The 16555-nt window shown below is 45.6% G+C and carries 15 protein-coding genes; 5 read left to right on the top strand and 10 right to left on the bottom strand.

The window, feature by feature from the left end; translation table 11 throughout:
• Window positions 1-115 precede the first annotated feature (115 nt).
• The gene (locus RIG66_RS32775; protein WP_446384135.1) at window positions 116-1579 is read left to right on the top strand and encodes a sodium:solute symporter family protein; all 1464 of its coding nucleotides are present in this window, start codon (window positions 116-118) and stop codon (window positions 1577-1579) included.
• A 129-nt stretch (window positions 1580-1708) separates the two neighbouring features.
• On the opposite strand, the gene RIG66_RS32780 is transcribed toward RIG66_RS32775, so the two are convergent.
• Window positions 1709-2353 carry a Uma2 family endonuclease gene (locus RIG66_RS32780; protein WP_446384137.1) on the bottom strand — a complete coding sequence of 215 codons (645 nt, stop codon included), beginning with the start codon at window positions 2351-2353 and terminating at the stop codon, window positions 1709-1711.
• A gap of 223 nt (window positions 2354-2576) precedes the next feature.
• Here RIG66_RS32780 and RIG66_RS32785 point away from each other — a divergent pair, with 223 nt between their 5' ends.
• Complete coding sequence (locus tag RIG66_RS32785) at window positions 2577-8159, top strand: two-partner secretion domain-containing protein (RefSeq protein ID WP_446384139.1); 5583 nt, start codon at window positions 2577-2579, stop codon at window positions 8157-8159.
• A gap of 128 nt (window positions 8160-8287) precedes the next feature.
• Here the strand turns inward: RIG66_RS32785 and RIG66_RS32790 are convergent, their stop codons facing one another.
• From RIG66_RS32790 to RIG66_RS32800, 3 genes are all read right to left on the bottom strand, one after another.
• On the bottom strand, window positions 8288-8437 hold the full coding sequence (locus tag RIG66_RS32790) for a hypothetical protein (protein ID WP_446384141.1): 150 nt from the start codon (window positions 8435-8437) through the stop codon (window positions 8288-8290).
• A gap of 69 nt (window positions 8438-8506) precedes the next feature.
• Window positions 8507-8710 (bottom strand): dodecin family protein, encoded by a 204-nt coding sequence (locus tag RIG66_RS32795; RefSeq protein WP_446384143.1) that lies wholly within the window; start codon window positions 8708-8710, stop codon window positions 8507-8509.
• A 171-nt stretch (window positions 8711-8881) separates the two neighbouring features.
• Window positions 8882-9925, bottom strand: coding sequence for an AI-2E family transporter (locus tag RIG66_RS32800; RefSeq protein WP_446384145.1), 1044 nt, complete (start codon window positions 9923-9925; stop codon window positions 8882-8884).
• A gap of 280 nt (window positions 9926-10205) precedes the next feature.
• Here RIG66_RS32800 and RIG66_RS32805 point away from each other — a divergent pair, with 280 nt between their 5' ends.
• Window positions 10206-10493, top strand: coding sequence for an RNA recognition motif domain-containing protein (locus RIG66_RS32805; protein ID WP_006104844.1), 288 nt, complete (start codon window positions 10206-10208; stop codon window positions 10491-10493).
• A gap of 72 nt (window positions 10494-10565) precedes the next feature.
• Window positions 10566-10739 (top strand): hypothetical protein, encoded by a 174-nt coding sequence (locus RIG66_RS32810; protein WP_006104830.1) that lies wholly within the window; start codon window positions 10566-10568, stop codon window positions 10737-10739.
• A gap of 136 nt (window positions 10740-10875) precedes the next feature.
• Here the strand turns inward: RIG66_RS32810 and petA are convergent, their stop codons facing one another.
• Together petA and petC are read right to left on the bottom strand one after the other, a co-directional pair.
• Window positions 10876-11865, bottom strand: coding sequence for a cytochrome f (petA, locus tag RIG66_RS32815; protein WP_446384147.1), 990 nt, complete (start codon window positions 11863-11865; stop codon window positions 10876-10878).
• 76 nt (window positions 11866-11941) lie between these two features.
• On the bottom strand, window positions 11942-12484 hold the full coding sequence (petC, locus tag RIG66_RS32820) for a cytochrome b6-f complex iron-sulfur subunit (protein ID WP_446384149.1): 543 nt from the start codon (window positions 12482-12484) through the stop codon (window positions 11942-11944).
• 239 nt (window positions 12485-12723) lie between these two features.
• Here petC and RIG66_RS32825 point away from each other — a divergent pair, with 239 nt between their 5' ends.
• Window positions 12724-13041, top strand: a complete 318-nt coding sequence (locus RIG66_RS32825) for a DUF3067 family protein (RefSeq protein ID WP_006104969.1) — start codon at window positions 12724-12726, stop codon at window positions 13039-13041.
• Window positions 13042-13109: 68 nt separating this feature from the next.
• On the opposite strand, the gene ureA is transcribed toward RIG66_RS32825, so the two are convergent.
• From ureA to RIG66_RS32845, 4 genes are all read right to left on the bottom strand, one after another.
• A complete protein-coding gene (ureA, locus tag RIG66_RS32830; protein ID WP_006104853.1) occupies window positions 13110-13412 on the bottom strand; it encodes an urease subunit gamma in 303 nt (100 codons plus the stop codon).
• Window positions 13413-13577: 165 nt separating this feature from the next.
• Window positions 13578-14588 (bottom strand): AI-2E family transporter, encoded by a 1011-nt coding sequence (locus tag RIG66_RS32835; RefSeq protein WP_446384151.1) that lies wholly within the window; start codon window positions 14586-14588, stop codon window positions 13578-13580.
• A 265-nt stretch (window positions 14589-14853) separates the two neighbouring features.
• Entirely contained in the window at window positions 14854-15696 is an 843-nt protein-coding gene (locus RIG66_RS32840; RefSeq protein WP_446384153.1) for an urease accessory protein UreD, read from the bottom strand.
• Window positions 15697-15708: 12 nt separating this feature from the next.
• Entirely contained in the window at window positions 15709-16521 is an 813-nt protein-coding gene (locus tag RIG66_RS32845; RefSeq protein WP_446384155.1) for an ion transporter, read from the bottom strand.
• Between the last annotated feature and the right edge of the window lie 34 nt (window positions 16522-16555).

Genomic DNA, 16555 nt, shown 5'->3' on the forward strand with positions numbered 1-16555 from the left:
TCATCCACAATATTTTTTTCAAACAGGTTCCGTTTAATACATAGCTCCCCAAAATTGCTCGCTTTCCCCCACACCCCACACCCCATACCCCACACCCAGTATCCTATCGTGGGTAATGTGGCTTAAGTTGACACCCATGGTCTTACTCGCCCTACTGCTAGCACCCTATTTACGGAAGTTTGGTAAATATACTGTACCCGATTTTGTTGGCGATCGCTACTATTCCCGTACAGCACGTTTGGTGGCGGTGGTGGCGGCAATTTTTGTCTCTCTCACCTATGTGGCGGGACAAATGCGGGGTGTGGGAATTGTCTTCAGTCGTTTCTTACAGGTGGATATTAATACGGGTGTGATTATTGGGATGGTAATTGTCGCCTTTTTCGCCATCTTGGGGGGAATGAAGGGGATTACTTGGACACAAGTAGCACAATACTTTGTCTTAATTATCGCCTATCTAATTCCCGCGATCGCAATCTCTATCCTGCTAACGAATAATCCGGTTCCTCAATTGGGATTTACGTTCAGTGATATTATGGAACGCCTGAATGGAATTCAAGTGGATTTAGGGTTTGCGGAGTATACCCAACCCTTTACCCATAAATCCATGTTGGATGTCCTATTTATTACCATCGCCCTGATGGTGGGAACCGCCGGATTACCCCATGTTATTGTCCGATTTTATACGGTTCCTAATGTGCGTGCGGCTCGATATTCCGCCGGGTGGGCATTGTTGTTTATTGCAATTCTTTATACCACCGCGCCCGCTATTGCCGGATTTGCCCGATATAACCTGATTCAAACCTTACACAATAATACGATTGAAGAAGTGCGTAAACTGGATTGGGCAACCAAGTGGGAAAACACCGGATTATTGGCGTTTGATGATAAGAATGGGGATGGACGAATTCAATTAACCCCCGATACCGAGACAAACGAAATTACCATTGACCGAGATATTATTGTCCTCTCTACCCCAGAAGTCGCCCAACTTGCACCCTGGGTAATTGCTTTAGTTGCTGCTGGTGGATTAGCTGCCGCGCTATCAACGGCATCGGGGTTATTACTGGTGATTTCCAGTTCTGTGGCGCATGATGTCTATTACCGAATTATCAACCCTAACGCCTCAGAAGCCCAACGGTTATTAGTGGGTCGATTTATGGTGGGATTCGCTATTGTCATTGCCGGGTATTTTGGCATTAATCCCCCCGGTTTTGTGGCGCAAGTAGTCGCCTTTGCCTTTGGGTTAGCCGCCGCTAGTTTCTTCCCAGTGATTATCTTAGGCATATTTGATCAGCGGACTAACCGAGAAGGCGCGATCGCGGGTATGATTGTGGGGTTAGTGTTCACGACTATCTATATTATTGGCGTCAAATTTTACCAGATGCCAACCTGGTTTTTTGGTATTTCCGCTGAAGGCATTGGTACAGTGGGAATGGTGCTAAATTTTCTCGTGACTGCGATTGTTTCTCGCCTCACCCCCGCACCACCTGCAGAGATACAACAGTTAGTGGAATCGTTGCGAACACCAGGGCATGAACCCCTAGCTTTAGCGGATATTGGCGAAGAGGAATTAGATTAGCTAATCTACAGTTTAAGGAGTGCGATCGCCTTTTATAGCATTACGCATTGAGGTTAGGACAATAAAATTGGGTGAAAAGACAACAGGCAACAGGGGAATGTCCTAACGTATCCCGGTAGTGCTATATCTCTAATCCGACTGCTGTTCTCTCACCCAAGTCCGAAACGCCCGTAATGTTGCGGTTTCTCCATCCGCTAAACTTTGCCGAATAAACTGAGGAATTGCGGCTAAAGATAGCCATGGAAACGTCGGACTTTTCTCCACAGATTGATAACTCGTTGATTCTGGAGATAAAACAAATACATCGAGTTTACGTCCATCATAACGCCACAGTTCTGGTACACCAATCGGGGCATAAATTGGGAGTTTATCCATAGAACCACTGGTAATGTCAATCTCTAATACTAGATCGGGTGGCGGATCATTCGCCAAATCAATCTCTTGTTTATGTCTAACCTTGGGTTCATTTTGGATGTAGTAACAGGAGTCAGGTTCTCCCCCTTTTTGCCATTTTTCTCGCTTTAGAGTGAGAGAACCAAACCGTTTGAGGTTGAGATTTAATTCATCCGCGATCGCGCCAATTAAGCTTTCAATAAAGCGGTTATTATTTTCATGAGATCCCAAGGGCGTCATAATTTCTAATACGCCGTCATTGTAAGCCAAACGAGTGCAGCGGTTTTTCCCTAAGTCTGCAAGTAACCGCTCAAACGTTTGCCAACTGATATTTGACAGAATGACCCGATGTTCGCCTAGTTCAAACGTAGCTGTTGTCATTACCTATTCCTGACAAAATCATCCCTTTTGTATCGGTGTAAAAATGAAAGCAATTATTGGGTAAAAAAATAGCTCTCTCCTTGTATAGTAGAGCTTCCCGATTAATTCAGCAAATCCCTAAGATGAGTCTCCCATCCCTCTACCTTCTCCATTGCCCTTGTTTTTTTCCATTCTTGGAGTATTATTAGGGTTGGGCTTTGCTAGAAGCAGGGGGCTAGGATTGATGAAGATAATCAAGTTTCTCAAACAGGGGCGGACGTTGACATTACCGTTAATCTGGCTAACCCTCTTCAATCCGACGGTTCAGGCTCAGTTAATCCCCGATAATACGTTAGGCACAGAAAACTCTATCGTTAGTCCTCAAGGTGCGCGAGACTTAATTGAAGGTGGCGCAAAGCGTGGGAGTAACTTGTTCCATAGTTTTACCGAGTTTAACGTTAATTTAGACCAACAGGTTTACTTTGCCAATCCGGATGGCATCGCCAATATCCTAACGCGGGTTACAGGGGATAACTTATCGAATATCTTCGGTACTTTAGGTGTTGATGGCAATGCTAACCTCTTTTTACTCAATCCCAATGGCATTCTCTTTGGTGTTGATGCCAAATTAGATGTTGCGGGTTCTTTTGTTGCTAGTACCGCTGATGGGATTCAGTTGGGAGACGATGGAATGTTTCGGGCGACTAATCCCCAAGACAGCCAACTGTTGGCGATTCAACCCGGTGTCTTATTTTTAGACGCCCTGCGTCAACAGCAAGCCGAAATTCGGAATCAGGGACAGTTAACCGTCGCTACAGGACAAACCTTGACGCTAGCGGGAGATAGGGTGATTAGTACGGGTTCATTGACCGCTCCCGGCGGTACGATTCAGGTATTCGGTGAGGAGGTTCAGTTATTAGAAACTGCCAGAATTGATGTGTCTTCTCTTACAGGTGGCGGTAGCGTCACTATTGGTCAAGGGGAACAAGTAACCATTGCTGAGAACGTGCAAATTCAAGCCGATTCTCTGAATCAGGGGGATGGCGGTAGCGTAATTATTCGGGGCAATGAAACAACGCAATTTGAAGGAACGATTACCGCCCGTGGTGCGAGTGACACGCCTCAATCCAATGGTGGGTTTGTGGACGTATCCGGCGGATATTTAGAGTTTACCGGAATCGTGGATACCACAGCACCTTTGGGAGACGTGGGAACCCTGTTACTCGACCCAAAAAATATTTTGATTCAAGCGGATGGAAGTGACCCCGCTGATGGGCAAACCTTTGAGACGAATCCAACAGAGGTATCGATTATTAATGGTAATGTGCTTGGCTCGGCTCTCGCCACTAACTCTGTCACGTTACAGGCAAATAATGATATTGCTATTAATCAGAGTCTTTTTAGCCCATCAAGCAATAGTCTAACGTTACAGGCAGGACGTTCGATTACTATTGCTAATGGTCAGCTAATCTTTCTGATTGGTGGAGACTTTATTGCCAAAATTAATGACGAAAATGCGATCGCGTCTCAACGGGATGCTGGAGTCGCTCAGTTTTTAATGAATCCCGATTCTACTCTGACATCTCTGGGTGGGAGAATCGAGATTACCTCCGGAACCTTTGCCGATACCAGCCAAATTAACACCGCCAATAGTACAATCAGCAGCGCCGATGTTTTAGGCAATAGCGGCAGCAGTGGTGATATTACCTTGTTTGCCTTGGGTAATGTCACCACCGGAATTGTAAATACTGGACGAGATATTATCGGGGATGTTGTGGCGAACAATGGCGGTAATATCACCATTAAAAGTGAAAACGGGGCGATCACCACCACAGATTTTGTGACTAGCGATGGACTCAATCAAGGGGGTAATATCTTACTGGAGGCTGGCGGTAATCTGAGTGTTAATGAGAATATCCTCTCAACCTCTACTGAAGGCATCGGCGGGAATATTACTCTCAACAGTGAAAATGGCGCGATCGCTACCTCCGCCATGCTGATCAGCGATAGTCTAAATCAAGCGGGTGATATCTCTGTTGATGCTAGCGAGAAGCTTGATATTAATGGGAATATCAGTTCTAGGGGAGAAATCGGCGGGAACATTACCCTCAACAGTGACAATGGCGCGATCGCAACTACGGCGTCTCTGGTTAGCCAAGGTATCAATCAAGCGGGTGATATCTCTGTTGAGGCGAGCGAGAATCTTGATATTGATGGGAATATCGATTCAAGTGGAGAAATAGCTGGGGGGAACATTACCCTCAACAGTGAAAATGGCGCGATCGCAACTACAGCGCCTCTGGTTAGCAATGGTAGCAATCAAGCAGGTGATATCTTACTCAATGCGAGCGAGAATCTGAGTGTCAACCGGAATATCAGATCCGAGGGAGAAATCGGCGGGAATATTACCCTCAACAGTGAAAATGGAGGGATCACCACTACAGCGCCTCTGGTTAGCAATGGTAGCAATCAAGCAGGTAATATCTTACTCAATGCGAGCGAGAATCTGAGTGTCAACCGGAATATCAGTTCTAGGGGAGAAATCGGCGGGAACATTACCCTCAAAAGCGAAAATGGAGGGATCACCACTACAGCGTCTCTGGTTAGCCAAGGTAGCAATCAAGCGGGTGATATCTCTGTTGAGGCGAGCGAGAATCTTGATATTGAGGGGAATATCGATTCAAGTGGAGAAATAGCTGGGGGGAACATTACCCTCAACAGTGAAAATGGCGCGATCGCAACTACGGCGTCTCTGGTTAGCGATGGTGTCAATCAAGCGGGTGATATCTCTGTTGATGCAGCCGGAGATCTAAATACGATGGGAAATATTATTGCCAATTCCGAGAATCAAGCTGGAGATATCTCACTCAATGCGATCAGAGATGTGAGTGTTAACCGGAATATTAGCGCAATGGGAGAAATCGGTGGGAACATTACCCTCAAAAGCGAGAATGGAGGGATCACCACTACAGCGGCTCTGGTTACTAATAGTCTAAATCAAGGGGGAGATATCTCTGTTGAGGCTCACGAGAATCTGAGTATTAACCAGAATATTGCCTCAAGGGGAGAAATCGGCGGGAACATTACCCTCAAAAGTGAAAATGGTGCGATCGCGACTACGGCGGCTCTGGTTAGCGATGGTAGCAATCAAGCGGGTGATATCTCTGTTGATGCAGCCGGAGATCTAAATACGATGGGAAATATTGTTGCCAATTCCGAGAATCAAGCCGGAGATATCTCACTCAATGCGATCGGGGATCTGAGTGTTAATAAAACCATCGCATCGGATGGCAATTTTGCCGGACAAATCACGCTTAACAGTGGTGGACTGTTTTGGCTCAGAGGAAACAGTATCACCAACAGTGGCAGACTTCCTGGCATTGCCAAGGGAATTACGATTACCGCTCAATCCATCCGAGTCGAAGATGGATCTATTTTCTCCTTTGCCTTCAATGAAGCTCAAGGAGGAATGGTACAGATTAATGCTGCTGATGACATAGTGATTCGGAATAGTAATATTGGGACGGCGGCTGCTCCTGTTCCGGGTAGTGCTGAAATGAGTAGTGCTGACGCGGGGGATATCAACCTAAATACCCGTCGGTTAACGATTATCCAAGACCCTGAGACAACATTTCCATTCGGCGTGGGGGTTGGTTCTAGTACCGATCTAAGCAATAGTGGTAATGCCGGAAATGTCACGATTAACGCCACGGAGTCCATTGAAATTATTGGCAATCAACCCGGTGCGTTTAATCCCAATCCTGTTGAATTGGCTCAAATCCCCTTGCAAGGTGATACAGGAATCTCCACATCAGCGTCGGGTCGTGGGAACTCTGGCAATTTAATAATTAATACTGGGCGATTATCCATTCGCGACGGTGGCGGAATTACTACCTTTGTCAAACAGGGTGAGGGGGGAGATTTAACGGTTAATGCCACAGATGTCTTTTTACAAGGAGAGGGAGGTATCGGTACGGGAACTTTGGGTGAAGATGCTGGGGATTTAACCCTGACGGCGGAGAACGTTACTCTAACAGATGGAGCTTTGATTAGCACATCTACGGGGGGTGATGGCAATGCCGGAGACTTAACCTTAGATGTGCGTAACTTGAGCATTCGTAATGGTGCTGGCGTTCTCGGAAATACTGGAGCAGATGGCAATGGCGGACAATTAACGATTAAGAATGCTGAGTTCATTGAAGTGATTGGCAGATCGGCGGATGGCAGTTTTCCTAGTTCTATCGCCACAGATTTATTTTCGCCGAATGAATCGGGCAATGCTGGCGATATAGACATTACTAGCCAAGATTTGATTGTCCAACAAGGTGGAGAGATCACCTCAGCAACCCGTAGTTTCGGAGATGGGGGTACTATTCGACTGAATCTAGAAAGTCTGCAACTGAATAACAGTCGAATTAATGCCTCGACATCACGTTCTGGAAAGGGTGGGAATATTCAGATTCGCGCTTCCGAATCCATTGAAGTTATTGGGGCAGGATTTGATGCCTTGCAAGAGCAATTTGTGCGTCCGGCGTTTGCAGATACGCTTACCCTGGATAATTTTAGTCAGGGAATTGTCACGGTTACGGATGGAGAAGGAAGGGCGGGTAATGTCTTCATTGAAACCCCAAATTTTATTGCCCGTGATGGTGGATTGATTGCTACCACGACGCTCAATCAAGGTAGGGGGGGAAATATTCAGATTGATGCGACGAATCAGATCGAGTTAGACAATTCTCTGTTGGGTTCGGGAACGTTTGATCAGGCGGCATCAGGCAATGTTACCCTAACCTCTCCTCAGCTTGTTGCACGCGGGGGAGCGCAGGTATTAACCACTACATTTAATTCTGGACAAGCGGGTGATTTAAATGTGAATGTGTCGGAGTCGATTAAACTTTCTGATCCCAATAATCAAGGCACTCTCCTAGGTACGGGTTTATTTGCCTCCTCAACTCAATCTGCATCCGGCGATGGGGGGGATATCAATATTAATAGTCCCACGAGTGAATTAAATATTCGCGATCGCGCAGCGGTATCGGTGAGTGCGACAGGGACAGGCAATGCTGGCGATATCAATATTGATGTCCGCTCTCTGTTCTTAGATCAAGGGTTAATTTCAGCAACGAGTCTATCCGGAGAAGGGGGGAATATTAACCTCAAGGTAGCCGAGATATTTATCTTGCGAAACAATAGTCAACTATCTACCCGTGCAGGCACAGCCGATAGTGGCGGTGGTAATGGGGGAGATCTAACAGTTGATGCTAATTTTATTGTGGGGGTGCTGTCGGAAAATAGTGATATTACGGCGAATGCCTTTGAGGGAAATGGTGGTAGTATTACGATTACTACCCAACTGATTTTGGGGTTACAAATGAGTGACCAATTAACCCCAAAAAGTGATATTACTGCCAGTTCAGAATTAGGAATTGACGGTCCCATTGTAATTAATACACCGAATATTGACCCCTCACGAGGGTTAATTGAACTGCCCTCAACCTTCTCTGATCCCTCTGGGCAAATCATTTCCGGCTGTCCGGCGGATACAGGCGATCGTTTTGTGGTCACCGGACGCGGTGGAATTCCTCATTCTCCCAGTCAATACCTGTCTGGACGAGCAATTTGGGAAGATACGCGACGGTTATCCAGCCAGAGTTTTTCATCCTCAACTCCTACTAATTCTCAGCTATCCCAAATGAACCCTCCACCCTTAATTGAAGCCCAAGGTTGGGTTGTTGACAAAGATGGCACAGTGATACTTACCGCTGAACCCTATCGGGGAAAACAAGTGCATATTGCCATAGATTTTCGCACTTGTGGAAGTCAATAAAAGCTCTCTGACTCGATACAATTGTTTTAAGTTCGGTATCGCGATCGCATTCATCATATCAGTACCCTTGCTCCCCTTGCTCCCTCTGCTCTCTTCCCCCACCACCAGACTTATTCAGCAGACCCTACTTACTTATCTTTTTCCTTTGTGGGATCAACCGGTGGGGGTGGCGGTTGCACAGGAGGTGGAGGGGGTGGCGGTTCTACCGGAATGGCATCAGGTTTAGACGGTTCAGGGGGTTTGGCTGGTGGAACGGGTGTTTGTGTAGATTCAATCATCAAAAAAAGTCTTGAGAATCTTGCAGAACGTATCTTTTCGGATATTCTAATAGTTCAGAGGATTGATGATTAACGCTCAACCTTGAAAGCAATATGCATCGTCACCTTGTAAGTCACGATCTTATCGTTTTCAACATCAGCCGTCCAATTAACAACTTCTAATCCGCTAATACCCTTTAGAGAAGTGGCTGTTTCGGCTAAACCTTGTTGTATGGCATCATCAAAACTTTTTGACGAGGAAGAAACAACTTCAATAACTTTGGCAACAGGCATAAATCGTCTCCTATAGCGGTCTTCACTCAGAATACCGAGTTGAATTGGGCATTGAGCCTATCTGTGGGTAGAGATTTAAAGTTATAGCAGAAAGCAGAAACTTGATTACTGTTCCCTGTTTCCTCTCCTTACCACAATGCTTATTCAGCCACCCCGATGTAGGACAAATACCTACTTCAATTTCTTTTTCAATTCTGGATCATCAGTATCACCAAACAGGAGTGCGATCGCGCGAGTTGATTTAAACTCTTGACTAAATACAATTAGAGACATGGTCATAGGAATACCCAGTAGTGCGCCCGGAATACCCCACACCCAACCCCAGAATACAATCGACAATAGCGCCACAAAGGGTGAAAGCTTAAGGGTACGTCCCTGAAGACGGGGATCAACGAAGTTGCCTAAAATCACCTGAATGACAGCCAAACCCACCAACGTGGCTACTCCCCGCCCGATTCCTTGAAAAATTAGCGCCAGTAGAGTGGGCGGGAGTACCGCGACAATCGAACCGAGAGTAGGGACGTAGTTGAGAACAAATGCGACTAATCCCCAAACCACGGCAAAATCTACCCCTAGCACCCAACACCATAAACCCGTCAGTATACCCGTCAGGACACAGGTGAACGACTGAATTAGAAGATAGCTTCGCAGCTTATCGCTCATTCTAGCGACAGCATTGACCACCTTAGCACTGGTTTTAGACGCCAAACTCCGTTCAATTTTTTCTCGGTACTGTCCGACTTCGAGTAAAAGTAAGACAAGTAGCGAGATTATTAAAATAAATAGGCTTAACCCATCCCAGAGAAACTTGAGTCCGCCGATCGCTTCATTGGTTAATTGACCCTGGGAATCTTGGGAGGATAACTGTTCTACTGGAAGCCCCCGTTGTTTTGCCCACGCCATCGCATTCTGGAACATCTGCTGCAAACGGTCAAGGTATTGGGGTGCCTTCGGTTCCACGATTTCCGCACTCAGTAGCAGTGCGCCGATGGCTAACCCGACAACGCCAGCCAGGACTAGCATGACAATGACCAAACTCAGCCAATGGGGGACATGACGGTTGAGCCAACGTTGCAGGGGATGGACTAACACCGCGATGAAAAAGGCAAACGCTAAGGGGATGGTAATCGCACTGGTTGCCTTAAGCGCCGCGATCGCTAAGATAGTAGCGATGATCGTCAGCAGGATTTGAATCGTTTTTGCCGATACGCGCATAGACAGGTCTTGATCGGTCTATCTATTGTCTGCGATCGATGTCTTCCCCTGTCATCTACCTCAAGACTTGGCTTGAAAATGCTTAGGCGGCATGTCTGTCAGGGGAATGATCAGCAATATCCCCTAACAGGGCAGGAATTCGTTACAATGTCTATTGAGACTCAAAGCGGTGACTACGTTTGTTTTCAGTATTCATAGGTTTTTCCCCTAAAGTATTGACAGGCTGTTCTCCGAAATCTTGGCTCTCGACACACTTTTTGATTGGGGAGAACATCAATCGATGTCAATTTATGTAGGCAATCTCGACTATTCCGTTACCTCTGAAGACCTTAGCGAAGTCTTTGCCGAGTACGGTACCGTCAAGCGAGTTCATCTGCCGACTGATCGTGAAACAGGTCGCCTGCGCGGGTTTGGCTTTGTGGAAATGGGGACGGAAGACGAAGAAGCCTCAGCAATTTCTGAGCTAAACGGCGCTGAATGGATGGGTCGTGAACTCAAGGTCAATCAAGCGCGACCTCGTGAAGATCGTCCCAAAAGCGGTGGTGGTCGCCGAAACAACCGCTTCTAGGTTTTGAGTTGACTGTGGCGCTTATGTGTGAATCTACAGAAGCGTTTTGTTGTATTGATGGAGACATCTAAAATGGCTAAACGCCGCAATTTGAAAAAAGAGAAAGCCTCTCGCAACCAAGCTTATGCTCGGCAGTTTCGCAAGAAGTCTTCTTCTTCTTCTTTCTCAAGAAACAAGCGCTATTTTGGTAATCGTGATACCAAAAACGAAAATGAAAATGAAGGTGAAGAAAAAGAGGCTGAGTAGTAATCACTCGCGACTCTTGTCTTGGGTGAAAGCAATCTCATAAAGCTCCGATAGTACCAACAAGGGACAGGTTAGTTAGCCTGTCCCTTATTTTATTTATTTGAAATGAGTTGGCTCAAATGAATAAGTGCTGGACTTAGAAATTCATTTCAGCCGCTTGTACTTTCTCAATCTGCTTTTTCTTCAAGACGAGGAAGAGTTGAGAAAACATAATCGCAACAATGAAGACCATTAGCCACTTAATCCGAGCCGGGTCTTGTAAGACAATTTCACCGTCTACTTGACCAAATCCACCGACATTAGGATCAGTGGTTAGCGCCTCACCTGCGGCGACCTCTTGCCCTTCGGAAACCACTAATTCGGGTCCTGCAGGAATGGTATTTACAACTGTGTCACCCTCAGGGGTTTGAAGAGTAACGTCGTAGCCGCCTTCTTCTAACTTGGTAATTTGAGAAATTAAACCGGCTTTTGCGGAATTGTAGACCGTGTTGTTACTCTTATTCCCAGCCGGATAAACCTGACCACGACCTCGGTTAGCACCAACGTGAACCGAGTATTTGCCAAAATGGACATCTTTTTCCGTTTTTGGATTCGGAGAAAGAACCGGGAAAACAATTTCTTGATACTGTTCACCCGGTAGAGGACCAATAATCACTACGTTTTCCTGGTCGGCACTATAGGGCTGGAAGTAAAGTCCGCCGACTTCTTCCTGTAATTCTTCAGGAATGCGGTCTTCGGGAGCAATTTTAAAGCCCTCTGGCAACATAACCACAGCGCCGACATTCAGACCGCCTTTGGAACCGTCTCCTAAGACCTGTTGGGTGTCAAGGTCATAGGGGATTTTTACCACGGCTTCAAAGACGGTATCTGGTTTAACCGATTGGGGAAGTTCCACTTCCGTGGGTTTCGCCGCGAGGTGACAGTTAGCACAAACAATCCGTCCGGTGGCTTCACGGGGAGTTTCCGGGGCGGTTTGCTGCGCCCAGAACGGATAAGCCGCCGCCGACTGAGGAAGGGAAATATCACTAATGAAGAAAAATGCCGCTGTTGCCAAAGTCAGCAAGAGGGCTTGGGTAATAATCCGCTTGCTGCTTTTGTACATCACCGATAAAGAAGGTGTTCTCATCGCTTAAGGAAAAAATTCACAATTCAAAAATGGGCTATGTCATTTGCCCCTAACGAAGGACAAATGACGAAAACAATTAAGTCCACCAAGGATCGTTATCCGTGCGGAAATCGGTTTCCGTCCACTGGGAAAAGGTCAGGGTATCGTCTTCGGTGACGTCGGCGTGAACCAAGGCTAATGACAATGGAGCCGGTCCGCGTACCACTTTGCCCTGACTATTGTACTGAGATCCATGACAAGGGCAGACGAATTTGTTCTCACTGGCATTCCAGGGAACCACACATCCCAGGTGAGTGCAGATCGCGTTGATCCCGTAGTCCGCGATCGCTTTGTCTTCGGTCACGACTACATAAGTGGGATCGCCTTTGAGTCCTTGAGCCAAGGTGCGATCGCCTGGGTTATGGCTGCTTAAAAATTCGCTAACCTGGATATCATTGCCCAAAGCATCCTTAGCGGTGACACCACCGCCAGCACCACCACTTGATGGGGGAATAAAGTACTTGACGATTGGATAGAGGGCACCGACAAAAGTACCCGTAATCGTACCAAACGTCAAGAGGTTCATAAATTGACGACGCCCCATATCGGGGACATCTGGGGAGCCAGACACTTGAGCCATAACTGAACGCCTAAGGGTATATTTTTTTTAACAACTCTGGGATGATTCCCAGCATTTTCTTTACCCCGCTCCTTTTATGAAGAGGGATTCAACCGCGAGCAGGGTTGCCATAATCCTTATGTAAGTAAGGATTTACGGCTTAAGCTATGAGTATTATTACATTCTTTGTACCCTTCTCATAAAGTAAAGAAACTTTATCTTCGTAAAAAAATGTAAACAATCAGCCAGGTAAGGGATCTATGACAGGACAAGAGTTGCACCAAATCCTGCTCAGCAAGTGGGGACGCTCTTATGACATCCAGCTTCGGCGGACTCAGGGAAAAATTTTTGTTCAGGTGATGTGGAAGTACCTAGAGCAGAAGTCGTTTCCCCTGTCCGAAGTCGAGTATCTAGAGCGTCTGGACGCCATTGCCCATTATCTTCATGGTTGGGGTGCGGTTCCCCAAGTGCAAGAGTACATCGAGCAAACTCGTGAACGTCCCCGACTCGGAAAAGCTGTGAGCATTCCGATTGAGATGGGGGAACGGGCGTCGGAATGGATGTTGGATGATTTTTAGTCATTTGTCATTTGTCATTTGTCATTTGTCATTTGTCATTCGTCATTTGTCAAAAAGTCCCCAGTACCCTAGCGGATGGGATTGTGAACTGTGACGAGTTTCGTCCCATCCGGAAACGTGGCTTCAATCTGGACTTCCTGCACCATCTCTGGTATGCCTTCCATGACATCATCCCGTGTTAGCAGAGTTGTGCCATCACTCATTAACTCCGCTACCGTGCGTCCCTCTCTCGCCCCTTCTAAAATAGCCGCCGAAATATACGCGACGGCTTCGGGATAATTCAGTTTGAGTCCGCGTGCTTTGCGTCGTTCCGCTAATAGGGCGGCGGTAAACACCAGTAATTTATCTTTTTCCTGGGGTGAAAGTTGCATAATGACTTGTCTATCTTGATCTTGATCTTGGTGCTATAGCAAAAGGCATAACGCAGAAGACTCCAGGGCATAAGCCAGGAAGCTTCCGGACAGATGACTACACTTGTTTATAGTATCTTCTTTTTCACCTATTTTTAACTGATGGGTATTTGAAGCCACGTTACACTAGTCTTTTCCCTTCATTTCATTGATTTCAAACAAACTGATCATAACTCCAGCTAAAGGAATTGCCAGAAAAACTCCCAAAAGTCCGGCAACTCTCGCACCTACTAATAAAGCAAAGAACATGACAACTGGATTCATATCAAGTGAGCCTTGCATAATTCGAGGCATCAGCAAATTCTCTTCGACTTGTTGTAAAGTTACACAAATCGCTAAAACAGTGATACTTAGCAAAATTCCTTGAGGTAACACAATTAATGCGACAATGGTAATCCCTAAGGTTGCGCCAATTGCCGGAATCAGATCAAACACTCCCGCGATCGCGGCTAAAACTAAGGCATAGGGAATTCTAAACAATACAAAAATAACAAAGGCAGAAATGCCAAAAAAAGCTGATAGTAGAAGTCGTCCCCAAAAAAATCCTAAAAAGTTGCGTTGAATAGCAAGGCTTAGCTTATTTCGGAGGGGAGGGGGAAATCGTTGAAGAATGAAAGACCAAAGCCTTCCTCTATCTAGCAACATAAAAAATGCGACAACAGTAATCAATATGAGATTAACGAACTGGGTTAATAATTCGGATAATATTGCTAAAATAATGGTAATTCCTGCAAGGATTTGATTGCGTAAAAATCCTTCAATGGCTTCGAGGTCAATTTGGAGATTCCATCTATCCAAAAACCTCTCAACTTTTCCTCCTATAAATATAACTTGATCAATAATCCCCGGTAATTCATTAGTTAATTGTTGACCTTGAGATAAAAGTGCAAACCCTATTGTAACCGTAAAAATAAAAACTATAAGAATGAGAATTAAAAATACCACAACAACGGCAACAGTATGTGGGACAAAATGCTGCAACCATCTCACTGGATAGGTGAGCAAAAATGCTAGTACTGCGGCTAATACAAAAATAGCTATAACGGCTTCAAAATAAACAATGACTTTGAAAAAAGTCAATCCTAAAATAATTAAAAGCAAATATCGAATTAATTCATGGTTAGTTAAATTTATCATAAATATAATCGATTTATTGGTGTTGAACTCCTGCTACATTTACCGAACCCTCTAAAATTATAATGACAGTTAAGGTGATCACTTTCTTGTCACATTTATCTTTTAAGATAAGCCTAATTTTCCTTGGATTGACGAGAAATATTTCTATACGACCCAGTGGGGTGATTGGTGATAATGTTGTCTTTCTCGTTTAAGGGCAAAATTATCCCACCTATCCAACGAGGGTGCTGTCCTTTGAGACAGGGTGTAGCTTTCAGCGTTTTGGCTAAACTAGCCAAACTCGTGGTTGGGAAACATTCCGTCCCAAATAAGTAAGGCGCAGACATTGCCAAACCTGGGTAAACCAGTTTCGCACTTCTGTGGTTGATGAACCGCGATAACGGCATAATAATCCTTGTGCCTGAGTTTGGGTAACTCCTGCTTTTCCTTGGCGCTGGGTTGCTGTCCACAGGCTTCTGGCATTGTCTATTATCTCCGATGATACGGGTGGTCCCATCCAGATCAGGGTTCCGACAATTGGCTGTCCAGCTAATCCATGGGGACTATCGAGTACCGCTTCCCCGCCTGGTAACCACTGACGATCAATCCACAACGGGCGTCCTTGCTGCCAGATTTCGGTATGCGATCGCCAATCCCCTTGTAAGAACCTCTCCTTCCTGGCGGTACGCCCAAAGCGGGTAATCTCCCAGGCTAACCAACTGGCTCCCGGAGCTAATTCTACCGTCATCTGCTGCTGATAAACCGCACCATTAAATACAATCGTTTCCTGAGGGAACCATTCCAAACAAGCCCCCGCCTCGACTTTGATCTGAATCTTTTGTCTCGCCCGTTGCCCATTGCTGCGATAGATTTTACTCGCCGCCGCCGTGGTAATCAAGGCTTGAGCATTTTCTTGTAGGTGAATGGTTTGCGACAAGCGATCGCCGCCGACAATACCCCCGGCTGTATGTAAGACTATCGTATGACAAACCCTTTGTCCTTCTGGGTAAAAGGGGCGCTGCACCTTCAGAGGGGAAGTTATGCGATCGCGCACTAAGCAGGTTTTACCCTGATCATCGGCATAGGCTAACTCTAAACTGCCTTGCCATTCTGTTTTGGTATTAGACATTCAGATTGGGGATCAATGAATTGGTTTTCCACAATGAGGACAAAATTTTGAGGTTCGCTTACGTTTAAACGGGTGTTTCACTTGAAGTTCTTCCGAGAATCCAGACGCCAATATACCAGCAGGTAAAGCAAATAGCCCAATTCCCAGCACCGCTAACATCGCGCCCACTAATTTCCCGATCAGCGTGACTGGATACACATCACCGTAGCCCACGGTGGTTAAGGTAATCACACCCCACCACATGGACATGGGAATATTGGGAAAGGCTTCCGCCTGCGCTTCATGTTCGGCAAAATAAATTAGACTAGAGGCGCAAAACAATAAAATAAATAAAACAAAAAAGGTTATAATTAATTCCTCTTTTTTTGAACGAATTACTCGTCCTAATGTTCTTAAGGACGCTGAATAACGGCTTAGTTTTAAAATTCTAAAAAAGCGGAATAGTCGTAAAGATCTTAAAAATCGCAAATCGGGGAACAGGAGCGGCAGATAAAAAGGAAAAATCGCAATTAAATCGATGAGCATTAAAGGGGTGAACATGAATCTTAACCGTCCCCTGATCGAATGCTTATAGTCCGGATTTACTGTACATATCCAAACTCTTAAGATATATTCCACGGTAAATGCGGCAATTGATACCTCCTCAAAAATGATAAAGTATTGTCTGTACTGATACCAAATTGAATCAACTGTTTCCAAGGTAAAAGCCATCAAATTGAGGGCAATTAATGTCCAAATAAATATATCAACTATCTGGCTAGCCGTATCCCTAATGTCCGTCCGCTCTAAGATTTGATAAATTCGCACCTTAAGTCTGTTTATCATGGCGTCTTTTGCTGAGGGATGATGGGTAAAAGAC

The organism is Coleofasciculus sp. E2-BRE-01, from assembly GCF_040221695.1.
In the GTDB taxonomy this organism is placed as follows: domain Bacteria; phylum Cyanobacteriota; class Cyanobacteriia; order Cyanobacteriales; family Coleofasciculaceae; genus Coleofasciculus.

Coding starts and splice junctions, on each gene's coding strand:
- RIG66_RS32840 (WP_446384153.1), bottom strand. CDS start 15,696: ATGTCTAATACCAAAACAGAATGGCAAGGCAGTTTAGAGTTAGCCTAT.
- RIG66_RS32795 (WP_446384143.1), bottom strand. CDS start 8,710: ATGCCTGTTGCCAAAGTTATTGAAGTTGTTTCTTCCTCGTCAAAAAGT.
- RIG66_RS32835 (WP_446384151.1), bottom strand. CDS start 14,588: ATGATAAATTTAACTAACCATGAATTAATTCGATATTTGCTTTTAATT.
- RIG66_RS32805 (WP_006104844.1), top strand. CDS start 10,206: ATGTCAATTTATGTAGGCAATCTCGACTATTCCGTTACCTCTGAAGAC.
- RIG66_RS32810 (WP_006104830.1), top strand. CDS start 10,566: ATGGCTAAACGCCGCAATTTGAAAAAAGAGAAAGCCTCTCGCAACCAA.
- RIG66_RS32825 (WP_006104969.1), top strand. CDS start 12,724: ATGACAGGACAAGAGTTGCACCAAATCCTGCTCAGCAAGTGGGGACGC.
- RIG66_RS32845 (WP_446384155.1), bottom strand. CDS start 16,521: ATGATAAACAGACTTAAGGTGCGAATTTATCAAATCTTAGAGCGGACG.
- RIG66_RS32790 (WP_446384141.1), bottom strand. CDS start 8,437: ATGATTGAATCTACACAAACACCCGTTCCACCAGCCAAACCCCCTGAA.
- RIG66_RS32780 (WP_446384137.1), bottom strand. CDS start 2,353: ATGACAACAGCTACGTTTGAACTAGGCGAACATCGGGTCATTCTGTCA.
- petA (WP_446384147.1), bottom strand. CDS start 11,865: ATGAGAACACCTTCTTTATCGGTGATGTACAAAAGCAGCAAGCGGATT.
- RIG66_RS32800 (WP_446384145.1), bottom strand. CDS start 9,925: ATGCGCGTATCGGCAAAAACGATTCAAATCCTGCTGACGATCATCGCT.
- ureA (WP_006104853.1), bottom strand. CDS start 13,412: ATGCAACTTTCACCCCAGGAAAAAGATAAATTACTGGTGTTTACCGCC.
- RIG66_RS32775 (WP_446384135.1), top strand. CDS start 116: ATGTGGCTTAAGTTGACACCCATGGTCTTACTCGCCCTACTGCTAGCA.
- RIG66_RS32785 (WP_446384139.1), top strand. CDS start 2,577: ATGAAGATAATCAAGTTTCTCAAACAGGGGCGGACGTTGACATTACCG.
- petC (WP_446384149.1), bottom strand. CDS start 12,484: ATGGCTCAAGTGTCTGGCTCCCCAGATGTCCCCGATATGGGGCGTCGT.